11 protein-coding genes are annotated in these 12,451 nt (G+C 76.2%); 6 read left to right on the forward strand and 5 right to left on the reverse strand.

Annotated features, from left to right (window positions below):
* From KDL28_RS00005 to KDL28_RS00015, 3 genes are all read left to right on the forward strand, one after another.
* Positions 1-403: helix-turn-helix domain-containing protein (locus KDL28_RS00005; protein WP_252435019.1), on the forward strand; the 403-nt coding region annotated here is incomplete at its 5' end.
* Positions 404-488: 85 nt separating this feature from the next.
* Complete coding sequence (locus KDL28_RS00010; protein ID WP_252435020.1) at positions 489-1,073, forward strand: NADPH-dependent FMN reductase; 585 nt, start codon at positions 489-491, stop codon at positions 1,071-1,073.
* Positions 1,070-2,416 (forward strand): MFS transporter, encoded by a 1,347-nt coding sequence (locus tag KDL28_RS00015; RefSeq protein WP_252435021.1) that lies wholly within the window; start codon positions 1,070-1,072, stop codon positions 2,414-2,416. Before KDL28_RS00010 ends, KDL28_RS00015 begins: the two co-directional genes overlap by 4 nt.
* Positions 2,417-2,436: 20 nt before the next feature.
* Here KDL28_RS00015 and hisS read toward each other — a convergent pair whose 3' ends face one another.
* Together hisS and KDL28_RS00025 are read right to left on the reverse strand one after the other, a co-directional pair.
* On the reverse strand, positions 2,437-3,720 hold the full coding sequence (gene hisS / locus KDL28_RS00020; RefSeq protein ID WP_372496830.1) for a histidine--tRNA ligase: 1,284 nt from the start codon (positions 3,718-3,720) through the stop codon (positions 2,437-2,439).
* 44 nt (positions 3,721-3,764) lie between these two features.
* Entirely contained in the window at positions 3,765-4,472 is a 708-nt protein-coding gene (locus KDL28_RS00025; RefSeq protein ID WP_252435022.1) for an MBL fold metallo-hydrolase, read from the reverse strand.
* Positions 4,473-4,624: 152 nt separating this feature from the next.
* Between KDL28_RS00025 and KDL28_RS00030 the strand changes: the two genes are divergently transcribed.
* The 3 genes from KDL28_RS00030 to KDL28_RS00040 all read left to right on the forward strand — a co-directional run bounded on the left by KDL28_RS00030 (position 4,625) and on the right by KDL28_RS00040 (position 8,204).
* On the forward strand, positions 4,625-5,467 hold the full coding sequence (locus tag KDL28_RS00030; RefSeq protein ID WP_252435023.1) for a peptidylprolyl isomerase: 843 nt from the start codon (positions 4,625-4,627) through the stop codon (positions 5,465-5,467).
* A gap of 10 nt (positions 5,468-5,477) precedes the next feature.
* Positions 5,478-7,082, forward strand: coding sequence for a carboxylesterase/lipase family protein (locus tag KDL28_RS00035; RefSeq protein WP_252435024.1), 1,605 nt, complete (start codon positions 5,478-5,480; stop codon positions 7,080-7,082).
* A 174-nt stretch (positions 7,083-7,256) separates the two neighbouring features.
* Positions 7,257-8,204, forward strand: a complete 948-nt coding sequence (locus tag KDL28_RS00040) for a VWA domain-containing protein (RefSeq protein WP_252435025.1) — start codon at positions 7,257-7,259, stop codon at positions 8,202-8,204.
* A 12-nt stretch (positions 8,205-8,216) separates the two neighbouring features.
* Here the strand turns inward: KDL28_RS00040 and KDL28_RS00045 are convergent, their stop codons facing one another.
* From KDL28_RS00045 to secF, 3 genes are all read right to left on the reverse strand, one after another.
* Entirely contained in the window at positions 8,217-10,535 is a 2,319-nt protein-coding gene (locus KDL28_RS00045) for a RelA/SpoT family protein (RefSeq protein ID WP_252435026.1), read from the reverse strand.
* A gap of 87 nt (positions 10,536-10,622) precedes the next feature.
* Complete coding sequence (locus tag KDL28_RS00050) at positions 10,623-11,180, reverse strand: adenine phosphoribosyltransferase (RefSeq protein ID WP_372496824.1); 558 nt, start codon at positions 11,178-11,180, stop codon at positions 10,623-10,625.
* A complete protein-coding gene (gene secF / locus KDL28_RS00055; protein WP_252435027.1) occupies positions 11,177-12,451 on the reverse strand; it encodes a protein translocase subunit SecF in 1,275 nt (424 codons plus the stop codon). Before secF ends, KDL28_RS00050 begins: the two co-directional genes overlap by 4 nt.

Raw genomic sequence — 12,451 nt, forward strand, 5'->3', positions numbered from 1 at the left:
CCGCGCGGCCGCGGCGCTGGCCCGGGCCGTCGAGCTGGCCGGCGGGCTGGGGGCCGAGCCGCTGCGCGCGGCGGCCACCGACCTGGCCCGGCGCGCCCGGCTGCCGCTGGGCGGGCGAGACGGGCGGGTCGCACCGGCCGGGGAGCTGCCCGCGCGGCTCGGGCTCACCCCGCGCGAGACCGAGGTGCTGGCCCTGGTCGCGGCCGGCCTGGCCAACGCCGACATCGCCGAGCGGCTGTTCATCTCGACGAAGACGGCGAGCGTGCACGTGTCCAACATCCTGGGCAAGCTGCAGGTGGCGAACCGGGTGGAGGCCGCCGCGGCGGCGCACCGCCTTGGCCTGGCCGGCGCGCCCACCCCGGCGGTGCCTCAGCCGCCGACCCGGTCCGGCGCGACCGGATAGGGCGCGCGCCCGATGCCCCACCGCCGCCTCAGGCCGAGCGTGCGTGGTGCGGCGGCCGACCGTGCCGCCCGGATCGGAGCCTCCCGTGCCCTCGCCCGACCCCGCCCGACCCCGGACCGTCCTGGGGGTCGCCGGCAGCCTGCGCCGCGCCTCGGTCAACCGGGCCCTGCTCGCCGCGGCCGGCCACGAACTGCCCACCGGCGCCCGCCTCGTCGTCTACGACGACCTGGCCGCGCTGCCGCCGTTCGACGAGGACGCCGAGGCCGGGCCCGTGCACCCGGCCGTGGCCGGCCTGCGCGCCGCCATCGCCGCGGCCGACGTCCTGCTGGTCGCCACCCCGGAGTACAACGCCTCGCTGCCCGGCGTGCTGAAGAACGCGCTGGACTGGGCCTCCCGCCCGCACGGGAGCGCCGCGCTGGCGGGCAAGCCCGCCGCGGCCGTCGGCGCCGGGCCCGGTCCCAGCGGGGCGGCCACCGCCCAGGCCGACCTGCTGCGCGTGCTCGCGCGGGCCGGGGCCGTGGCGTCCGGGGGCCCGCTGCCGGTGCCCGCCGCCTTCCGCGCCTTCGGCGAGGACGGTCGCCTGCTCGACCCGGAGCGCCGGGCCGCGCTGGCCGACCTGCTGCGTGCCCTCTGCGCCGCCGCCGGCACCCGCAGCGGGGCCGCGGCGTGAGCGGGCCGGCCACCAGCCGGTGGTCGACGGTCGTCGTGGTGTCGCTGGGCATCGTGCTCGGCTCGCTCGACATGACGATCGTCGCCGTCGCGCTGCCCGCGATCGGCGCCGAGCTCGGCGCGGGCCCGTCGAGCACGCAGTGGGTGCTGCTGGGCTACCTGCTGCCGCTGGTGGCGCTCAGCCTGCCGGCCGGGCGCTGGCTCGACCGGGCCGGCCCGCGGGCGGCGTTCCGGCTGGCGGTCGGCGGGTTCGGCGCGGCCAGCGCGCTCGTCGCCCTCGCGCCGGGCATCGAGCTCCTGGTCGCGGCGCGGGTGCTGCAGGGCGGCTTCGCCGCCCTGCTCAGCGTGCTCGGGCTGCCGATCGTGGCCGGGGCCGTGCGCCCCGAGCACCGGGCCAGGGCGATGAGCATCGTGCTCACCCTCATCCCGCTCAGCGGCGTGGTCGGACCCGCGGTGGGCGGCCTGCTGACCGACGCCGTCGGCTGGCGGACGATCTTCCTGGTCAACCTGCCGGTGGCCGCCGCGGCGCTGGCCCTCGCAGGCCTAACCATCCCGGCCGGACCGCCCGGCCGCACCGGGCTGCCCCGGCCCGACCGGGCCGCCGTCACCGACGCCGTGGTGCTGGGCGCGGGCACCACGGCACTGGTCCTCGCCCTCGACCTGCTCAGCGGTCCGGCCCCGGCACTGGCCCCGGCCGGGGCGCTCGCGGTGGCCGGCGCGATCGCCGTCGCGGTGTGGGCGCGCCGGCCCGACTCCCGGCCGGTCCTCGCGCTGCTGCGCCACCCCCGCATCGGCTGGTCGCTGCTCGCGCTGCTGGTCACCATCGCCGGCGTCGGGGCGGTCAACTTCCTCATCCCCTACGCGCTGGCCGACGGGGGCACCGACGCCGCCACCACCGGGCTGGTCCTGCTGGTGCTCTCCGCGGCGATGGCGCTGACCTCGCCCCCGGCCGGTGTGCTGGCCGACCGGATCGGCACCGCGCCCGTGGTGCTCGCGGGCGCGGTGCTCGTGCTGGGCGGGGCGGGCTGGCTGCTCGCCGTCGGACCCGGGCCCGGGCCCGGCGCGCTGCTGGTGCCGATGGCGCTCGTCGGCGCGGGCAACGGGCTGTTCGCCGGGCCCAACGCCACCCGGGTGCTCGACGCCACCCCGCCCGGCGAGATCGGCGCGAGCAGCGGGCTCAGCTCGCTGGTGCGCACCACCGCGTTCACCCTCGGCCCGGCGCTGGCCGCCGCCGCCTGGACGGCGGGTACCGGCAACCTGACCGCGGGTGCGGTGCTGCTGGTGGCGCTGGCCGCGGTCGGTGTGCTGGCCGCGCTCCCACGGCGGCGGCCCGTGCGGCTGTGACGGGGCGGACCGGCGGGCGCTCAGCCCAGCCGGTCGCGCACCACGGCGACGACGTCGGCGAGCGCGACCGACTCCTGCTCGCCCCCGGCCATGTCCTTGACCCCGATCGTGCCGGCGGCCAGGTCGCGCTCGCCGAGCACCAGCGCCAGCCGGGCCCCGGACCGGTCGGCGGCCTTCATCGCGCCCTTGAGCCCGCGCCCGCCGTAGGCCAGGTCGACCCGGACGCCGCCGCGGCGCAGCGCGGCGGCCACGGTGACCAGCTCGGCCGTCGCCGCCTGCCCGAGCGGCACGCCGAACACCTCGCAGCGCGCCTCCGACCACGGCGCCAGGCCCTCTGCCCGGCAGGCCAGCAGCGTGCGATCGACCCCGAGGCCGAAGCCGACCCCGGGCAGCGGCTGGCCGCCGAGGGTGGCCATGAGGCCGTCGTAGTGCCCGCCGCCGCCGATGCCGGACTGGGCGCCCAGCCCGTCGTGCACGAACTCGAAGGTGGTCTTGGTGTAGTAGTCCAGGCCGCGCACCATCCGCGGGTTCGGCACGTAGGCGACGCCGAGCGCGTCGAGGTGGGCCAGCACCGCGGCGTGGTGCTCGGCCGCCGCCGCGGACAGGTGGTCCACCAGCAGCGGCGCGTCGGCCACCATGGCCCGCACCTCGGGGCGCTTGTCGTCGAGCACGCGCAGCGGGTTGAGCCGGGCGCGTGCCCGGGTGGGCTCGTCGAGCGGCAGCCCGGCCAGGAACTCCCGCAGCAGCTCGGAGTAGGCCGGGCGGCACTCGGCGTCGCCCAGCGAGGTGATCTCCAGCCGGTAGCCGGTGAGGCCGAGTGCGCTGAAGCCCTCGTCGGCCACCGCGATGACCTCGGCGTCCAGCGCCGGGTCGTCGACGCCGATGGCCTCGATCCCGACCTGCTGCAGCTGGCGGTAGCGCCCGGCCTGCGGGCGCTCGTAGCGGAAGAACGGGCCGGCGTAGCGCAGCTTCGCCGGCAGGCCCGCGCGGTCGAGCCCGTGCTCGATCACCGCGCGGACGACGCCCGCGGTGCCCTCGGGGCGCAGCGTCACCGAGCGGTCGCCGCGGTCGGCGAAGGTGTACATCTCCTTGGACACGACGTCGGTCGACTCGCCCACGCCGCGCGCGAACAGCGCGGTGTCCTCGAAGACCGGCAGCTCGACCAGGCCGTAGCCGGCCCGGGCCGCCGCGGCCTGCAGGGTGTCGCGGACGTGCTCGAAACCGGCCGAGGCGGGGGGCACGTAGTCGGGCACGCCCTTGGGCGCCGACAGCGCGGCGGGGCGGGGCTCCGGCGGGGTGGGCACGGCGGTCTCCGGGGTGTGGGGGTCGCGGGTGGTGGGGGTGGTGGTCACAGCCCGCGCCTCCGCGCCGGCTCCGCGGGGCCCGACCCGGGGCCCAGGTCCTGCAGGAACGGGTTGGACGCCCGCTCGCGCCCGACGGTGGTGGTCGGCCCGTGGCCGGGCAGCACGAGCGTGGAGTCGTCCAGCACCAGCAGCTTGTCGCGCAGGCTGGCCTGCATCTGCGCGAAGTCGCCGCCGGGCAGGTCGGTGCGCCCGATCGAGCCGGCGAACAGGGTGTCGCCGGCCAGCAGCACCTCGACGCCCTCCTCGGTCGGGGTGCGGAAGACCGCCGAGCCGGGCGTGTGGCCCGGGGTGTGGTCGACGGTGAAGCTCAGCCCGGCGAGCTCCAGCGCGGCGCCGTCGTCGAGGTGGCGGACCTCGCGCGGCTCGCGCAGCTCCAGCCGCCCGCCGAACATCGCGGTGGCCTGCGCGGACAGCCCCTTCATCGGGTCGGCCAGCATCTCCCGGTCGCCCGGGTGGATCCACGCCGGCACGTCGTGGCCGTCGCAGACCGGCGCCACGCTGAAGGTGTGGTCGAAGTGGCCGTGGGTGAGCAGCACGGCCACCGGGGTCAGCCGGTGCTCGACCAGCAGCTCCTCGAGCGGCTCGACGGCGTCCTGGCCGGGGTCGACCACGATGCACGCCCCGCCGGCCGCCGGCGCCACCACGTAGCAGTTGGTCTGGAACGACCCGGCCGGAAATCCTGCGACAAGCACCCGACCAGCCTAGGCCGTCGCCCCCACCGGTATTCGGGCGGTGAAGGGCTGGTCGGACCGCGTCCCCTCACAGGGACCGCTCAGGTGAGCTGGATATCCTGCGGCCCGGTCGAACGTCGACCGACGGCGTGACGGGTGTGAGGAGCGTGCGGGTGGCGACCAATCAGATGCGGCGGGAGGCGGCCAAGCGCAAGCTCGAGCGCCAGCAGGAGCGCAGGGCCGCCCAGGCCAAGCGCCGCCAGCAGGTCGCGATCATCAGCTCGGTCGCCGTCGTCGTGGTCGTCGTGGTCGGCCTCGTGCTGCTCAGCACCCTGACCGGCGGGGAGGGCGAGCCCACCGCAGCCGACCCGGCCGCGGCCCCGACCACCACCGAGGCCGCCCCGGCCCGCGCACTGGGCGACTGCGCCTTCACCCCGACGCCCGACGAGCCCGCGGCCAAGCCGGCCCCGGTGCCGCCGTCGGGCGCGGTCGGCACCTCGGGCACGGTGGCCGCGACGCTGCAGACCGACCGCGGCCCCATCCCGCTCACCCTGGACCGCGCCACCGGGCCGTGCGCCGTGGAGAGCTTCGTCAGCCTGGCCGGCGCCGGGTACTTCGACGGAACGCCCTGCCACCGGCTGACCACCAGCGAGAGCCTCAAGGTGCTGCAGTGCGGCGACCCGACCGGGCTGGGCACCGGCGGCCCCGGCTACACCCTGAACGACGAGCCGCCCACCGCGCTGGCCACCGACCCGCAGTCCGGGGCCTCGGTCTACCCGCGCGGCACCGTGGCGATGGCCAAGACCTCCGCCCCCGACTCGGGTGGCAGCCAGTTCTTCCTGGTCTACGCCGACTCGGTGCTCCCGCCGGAGTACACGGTCTTCGGCACCATCGGCGAGCCCGGCCTGGCCACGCTCGACGCGATCGCCGCCGCGGGGTCGGACGGCTCCAGCGGCAGCCCGACCGATGGTGCGCCGCTGTCGCCGGTGACGATCCAGACCGCCTCGATCGGCTGACCCGCAGCCGGTGACCGCCCGACGCCTCGGGGTCGCCGCCGCGCTCGCGGCGGCGACCCTGCTGGCGTCCTGCGCCCCGCCCGAGGCCGGCCCGCCGGGTCTCGGCGAGCGCGTCGTCGTCGAGCAGGGCGAGCTGCACGGCCGCACCGACGGCGACGTGCTGCGCTTCCGCGGCATCCCGTTCGCCGCCCCGCCGGTCGGCGAGCGCCGCTGGCTCGCCCCCGGCCCACCCGAGCCCTGGACCGGGGTCCGCGAGGCCACCGAGCCCGGGCCGCGGTGCCCGCAGGGCCCGGCCCCGGCGGGCGCCCCGCACGCCACCGCGGGCAGCCTCGAGGAGGACTGCCTGACCCTGGACGTCACCGTGCCCGCTGGCACGCCCGGCGACGCCCGGTTGCCGGTGCTGGTGTGGCTGCACGGCGGCGGGTTCAGCGCGGGGTCGGGCGGCGACGTCGACCCGCGGCGCCTGGTGCGGGCCGGGCCGCTGGTCGCGGTCACGCTGAACTACCGGCTGGGCGCGCTGGGCTTCCTCGGCCTGCCCGGCCTGGCCGACTCGGGCTCGTTCGGGCTGCTCGACCAGCAGCAGGCGCTGCGCTGGGTGCAGCGCAACGCCGCTGCGTTCGGCGGCGACCCCGACAACGTCACGCTGGCCGGGGAGTCGGCGGGCGCGGACGGTGCCTGCGCGCAGATCGCCGCACCCGCCGCGGAGGGCCTGTTCCGGCGGGCCGTCCTGCAGAGCGGGGGCTGCGGCTCGGCCAACCTGACCGACGTCATCCGGCCCGGGACCGGCCCCGGCGGCGACACCTGGAAACCGCTGGAGCTCGTGGAGTCGACCGGCGTCGAGGTGGCCGAGGAGCTCGGCTGCCCGGACCCGGGGTCGGCCGCGCAGTGCCTGCGCGCGGCGCCGGTCGAGCGGCTGCTCGGCACCGGCGACACCTACTGGAGCCCGGCGGTCGGCACGCCGACGCTGCCGCGCCGTCCCTCGGACCTGGTCGCCGACGGCGAGCTGCGTCCCACCCCGGTGCTGGCCGGGACGACGGCGGCCGAGGGGACGCTGTTCACCGACCTGTTCTTCGTCCGCGGTGAGGGCCCGATCACCGGGGACCGGTTCGCCGAGCTCCTCGACGACGCGGCGGGCCGGCGCGCCGCCCGGGCCCGTACGGCGTACCCGACCGAGGGCCGCTCCCCCGGCCGGGCCTGGTCGGACGTGATCACCGACCGGGGCTACGCCTGCCCCGCCCTGGACGCCTACCGGGCGATGGGCCGGCGCGCTCCGCTGTTCGCCTACGAGTTCACCGACCCGAGCGCGCCCGCGACGTTCACCGCGCTGCCGCCCGACCTGTCCGGCGCGGCCACCCACGGCGCCGAGGTGGCCTACCTGCTCGACCTCGTCCCGGGCCAGCCCGCGCTCGACCCGGCGCAGCGGGAGCTGGCCGACCGGATGGTCGCCGCGTGGGCCCGGTTCGCCACCACCGGCGACCCGAGCCCGCCCGGTGGGCCGGCGTGGCCGCGCTGGACCGGCGAGGGGCAGATCACCACCCTGGGACCGGGTGCGCCGGCCCCGCGCACCGGCCCCGAGTTCGCCGACGCCCACCGCTGCCGGCTGTGGACGGGCTGACCGCTCAGCCCGCCGCGCCACCACCCACACCGTCACTGACCTGGCAGTTTCTCGCCAGGTCGAACCCGGCCACGGGGCAGCGGCCGCGCGTACCGTGCCCGGCGTGATCCGCTGCTCGACCCAAGTCCGGTTGGTCCGCCTGGGCGCTCCGCACATCCATCCGGGCGGTGCGCCGTGCTGAGGTTCCTCGAACCGGGCTGGCTGTGGCTGCTGCTGCTCGCCCCCGTCCTGGTCACGGGCTACCTGCTCGAGTCGCGCCGCCGCGGCCGCGACGACCGCACCGTGCCGGTGCGCATCGTCGGGCCGGGTGGACCCGCCCGGCGCCGGGCCCGCACGTGGCCGCGCCACCTGCGGGCGGCGGCGTTCCTGCTCGCGGTCGTCGCCGTGGTCCTCGCGCTGGCCCAACCGGTCGGCGTCGTCCCCGGGCTCACCACCCGCGAGGGCACCGTCGTGGTCGCCCTGGACGTCTCGAACTCGATGGAGGCCACCGACGTGGCCCCCTCGCGGCTCGCCGCGGCGACCGAGGCCGCTCGCACGTTCGTGTCCGCGGTGCCGGCGGACTTCCAGGTCGGGTTGGTGCTGTTCGCCGGCAGCGCGGACATCGCCGTGCGGCCCTCGCGCGACCGCGCCGCGCTGCTGGCCGAGCTGACCGAGCCGCGGCTGAGGTCGGGTACCGCGATCGGCGACGCCGTGCTCCGGTCGGTGGACGCGGTGCGCGGCACCCTGCTCGACCCGGCGGCCGACCGCGCCCCGGCCCGCATCGTGCTGCTCTCCGACGGCGACAGCACCAACGGCGCCCCGCTGGCCGAGGCCGCCGCGGCGGCCACCGCCGCCGACATCCCGGTCTCCACCATCGCCTACGGCACCCAGAAGGGCGTGACCAGCACCGGGACCCCGGTCCCGGTCGACACCGACGCGCTGGCCGAGCTGGCCGCCGCCACCGGTGGGCAGCCCTACCTCGCCGAGACCGCCGACCAGCTGCGCGCGGCCTACGCCGACATCGGGCAGGCCATCGGCGACGACGGCGAACGGCCCCTGATCACCGCCGTCCTGCTGGTCGCGCTCGGCGCGGCGCTGCTGAACGCGGCGGGGTCGCTCACCGCCGCGCCCCGCCCCGCCTGAGCGCCGCGGCGCTCAGCTGGCGCTGGTCACCCGGTACACGTCGTAGACGCCTTCGACGTTGCGCACCGCCCGCAGCACGTGCCCGAGGTGCTTGGGGTCGCCCATCTCGAAGCTGAACCGCGACACCGCGACCCGGTCGCGCGAGGTCGTCACCGAGGCGGAGAGGATGTTGACCCGCTCGTCGGCCAGCACCTTGGTCACGTCGGAGAGCAGGCGGTGCCGGTCGAGGGCCTCGACCTGGATCGCGACCAGGAACACCGAGGCGGGCGAGACCGACCAGGCCACGTCGACCAGGCGCTCGGAGCGGGCCTGCAGGTCGCCGGCGTTGGTGCAGTCGGTGCGGTGCACCGAGATGCCGCCGCCGCGGGTGACGAAGCCGAGGATGTCGTCGCCGGGGACGGGGGTGCAGCAGCGGGCCAGCTTCGTGTAGAGGTCGGCCAGGTCGGTGGACTCGCCGCGCACGACGACGCCGGAGTCGCCCTGGGTGCGGCGCTGGCGCACGGTGGAGGGCGTGGCCCGCTCGGCGAGCTCCTCCTCGGCCTGCTCCACCCCGCCCAGCAGCGCGACCAGCCGCTGCACCACGTGCCGGGCGCTGATGTGGCCCTCGCCGACGGCGGCGTAGAGGCCGGACAGGTCGGGGAAGTGCAGCTCGCGCGACAGCGCGGCCATCGCGTCGGCGGAGACCAGCCGCTGCAGCGGCATCGACGTGCGCCGAGCCTCGCGGGTGATGGCCTCCTTGCCCGCCTCGATGGCCTCCTCGCGGCGCTCCTTCGCGAACCACTGCTTGATCTTGGTCTTGGCCCGCGGGGAGGCCACGAACGACAGCCAGTCGCGGGTGGGGCCGGTGCCCTCGGCCTTCGAGGTGAAGATCTCCACCACGTCGCCGGACTCCAGCTTGCGCTCCAGCGCCACCAGCCTGCCGTTGACCCGGGAGCCGATGCACCGGTTGCCGACCTCGGTGTGCACCGCGTAGGCCAGGTCGACCGGGGTCGAGCCGGTGGGCAGGGTGATCACGTCGCCCTTGGGGGTGAAGACGAAGATCTCCTCGCTGGCCAGGTCGTAGCGCAGGGCCTCGAGGAAGTCGCCGGGGTCGGCCGCCTCGCGCTGCCAGTCGAGCAGCTGGCGCATCCACGACATGTCGTCGACCTCGACCGAGCTGCCGCTGTGGGAGCCCTTGGTCTCCTTGTAGCGCCAGTGCGCGGCGATGCCGTACTCGGCCGTGCGGTGCATGTCGTGCGTGCGGATCTGCACTTCCAGCGGCTTGCCGTCCGGGCCGATCACCGTGGTGTGCAGCGACTGGTAGACGCCGAACCGGGGCTGGGCGATGTAGTCCTTGAACCGCCCGGGCATCGGCTGCCACAGCGCGTGCACCATGCCCATGGCCGCGTAGCAGTCGCGCACCTCCTCGACCAGCACCCGCACGCCGACCAGGTCGTGGATGTCGTCGAAGTCGCGGCCCTTGACGATCATCTTGCGGTAGATCGAGTAGTAGTGCTTTGGCCTGCCCTCGACGGTGGCGGTGATCCGGGCCGCGTCGAGCTGCTGGTCGACCTCGTCGATGACCTGCTTGAGGTAGGTGTCGCGCGAGGGGGCGCGGGTGGCGACCAGGCGGACGATCTCGGAGTACTTCTTGGGGTGCAGGATCGCGAAGGACAGGTCCTCCAGCTCCCACTTGACCGTGGCCATGCCGAGGCGGTGCGCCAGCGGGGCCAGCACCTCCAGGGTCTCGCGGGCCTTCTTGGCCTGCTTCTCCGGCGACAGGAACCGCATCGTGCGCATGTTGTGCAGCCGGTCGGACAGCTTGATCACCAGGACCCGCGGGTCGCGGGCCATGGCCACGACCATCTTGCGGATGGTCTCGGCCTCCGCGGCGCTGCCCAGCTCGACCTTGTCCAGCTTGGTCACGCCGTCGACCAGGACGGTGACCTCCTCGCCGAAGTCGGCGCGCAGGCGGTCGAGGGAGTAGTCGGTGTCCTCGACGGTGTCGTGCAGCAGGGCCGCGACCAGTGTCGTGGTGTCCATGCCCAGCTCGGCGAGGATGGTGGCCACGGCGAGCGGGTGGGTGATGTACGGGTCGCCGGACTTGCGCTTCTGGCCGTCGTGCTTCGCCGCGGCCACGTCGTAGGCGCGCTGCAGGAGCCCGAGGTCGGCCTTGGGGTGCATGCCCCGGTGCACGCTGGCCAGCGGCTCCAGCACCGGTGCGACGACGGCCACGCGCTGCGGGGTCATCTTGCGGGCGATGCGGGCGCGGACCCGACGGGTCGCCGACGGCCTGGCCGCGCCGTCGGGCTGGGCGACGGGCGCGGCGGTGGACTGCTGCAGGTCAGTCATCCGCGGGGAGCCTCACACGGATCAGGATAGTCCCGCCCCCCGCGGCCCGCGGGCCCCGCACACCCCGTGACCACCGTTCGGGCGCGCTCAGGCCCGCAGCAGGGCGTGCAGCGGGACGGCGCCGAGCCGGTCGCGCCCGCCGAGCGCGGAGAGCTCCAGCAGCACGCCGACGCCGACCACGTCGGCCCCGGCGTCGGCCAGCAGGTCGATCGTCGCGGCGGCGGTGCCCCCGGTGGCCAGGACGTCGTCCACCACGAAGACCCGCGCGCCCGGGGCGACCGTGTCGGCCGGGAGCTCCAGGGTGGCCGTGCCGTACTCCAGCTCGTAGGTCCGCGAACCCGCCACCCGGGGAAGCTTGCCCGCCTTGCGCACGGGCACCACGCCGACGCCGGCCACCACGGCCACCGCCGCCGCCAGCAGGAAGCCGCGCGCCTCGATGCCGGCCACCAGCTCGGCCTCGCCGGTCAGCGCGGCCAGCTCGGTGGCGATCGCGGTGAACGCCTCCCCGTCGGCCAGCACCGGGCTGACGTCCCGGAAGAGCACGCCCGGCAGCGGGTGGTCGGGTACGTCGACGATCAGGTCGAGCACCCGGCCCGCGACGTCCTCGGCGTCCCACTCGACGCCCAGCCGCGGGGTCGCGGTCACCGGCCGCGCTTGCCGCTGGGCCGGGCGGACTTGCCCGACGGGCGCGCGGTGGCCCCCGTCCGGCCGCCGCCGCGCGGGGTCGACCGGGCGTGCCGCGCCGGCACTCCCGACGCCGCCGCCATGGCCCGCTCCTTGCGCATCTCGACCGACGGCTCGTCGCCGGGGCCGTCGGCCTCGCCGTCGGCGCGCTCGCCCGCGCCCTCGCGCGCGGAGGAGGCGCGCTTGCGCCGGGCCGCGACCCGGGCGGCCTGGTCGACGTAGCGGCGGTCGCGCATCTTCAGGTCGACCAGCAGCGGCGTGGCCAGCAGCAGCGAGGACACGACCCCGGCCAGGATCCCGACCATCTGCACGAGCGCCAGGTCGGCCAGGGTGCCCACGCCGAGGATGCCGACGCCGACGACCAGCAGGCCGGCCACCGGCAGCACCGCGATCAACGAGGTGTTGATCGAGCGCATCAGGGTCTGGTTCAGCGCGAGGTTGGCCGCCTCGGCGTAGGTGCGGCGGGTGAGCTGCAGCAGCCCCGCGGTGTTCTCCTTGACCTTGTCGAAGACCACCACGGTGTCGTAGAGGGAGAACCCGAGGATGGTCAGCAGGCCGATCACCGTCCCCGGGGTGACCTCGAAGCCCACCAGCGAGTACACGCCCGCCGTCACCACGACGTCGTGCACCAGCGCGACCAGCGCGGCGACCGCCATGGACCGCTCGAAGTAGAACGCCAGGAAGATCGTCACCAGCACCAGGAACACCACCAGCGCGATGAGCGCCTGGGTGGTGATCTGCTCGCCCCAGCTGCCGCTGACGGCGCTGTCGCTGATGGCCGACAGGTTGGGCGCGCCGTCGGCGCCGAGCGGCTGGAACGCGTCGAACAGCGCCTGCTTGAGCGCGATCAGCTGGGCCGGGTCGAGCGGCTCGGAGCGGATGACGACCGAGGCCGACGGTCCGGTGCCCACGGCCTGCACGACGGCCTGCTCGTTGCCGGTGACGTCCTCGTACACGGCGCGCACGGACTCGATCTCGGCCGGGCTGGAGGTGCCCGCGCTCGGGAACTGGATCTGGGTGCCGCCGCTGAAGTCGATGCCCAGGTTGAACCCGCGCAGCACGATCGACCCGACGCACAGGAGCACGAGCACGCCGAACACGACGTACCAGAGCTTGCGCCTGCCGACGACGTCGAACGCGCCGGTGCCGGTGTAGAGCCGGCTGAACACGCTGCGACGGTCGCGGGGCGCCGGCTCGGCCGCCACCGTCCCGGCTGCCTTCTCGGCCGCCAT

This window comes from Pseudonocardia humida, from assembly GCF_023898865.1.
Lineage (GTDB): Bacteria > Actinomycetota > Actinomycetes > Mycobacteriales > Pseudonocardiaceae > Pseudonocardia > Pseudonocardia humida.

What these genes read in the sequence shown, in the direction of transcription:
- KDL28_RS00045 (WP_252435026.1), bottom strand. Translation starts at nt 10,535, where the DNA reads ATGACTGACCTGCAGCAGTCCACCGCCGCGCCCGTCGCCCAGCCCGAC.
- secF (WP_252435027.1), bottom strand. Translation starts at nt 12,451, where the DNA reads ATGGCGGCCGAGAAGGCAGCCGGGACGGTGGCGGCCGAGCCGGCGCCC.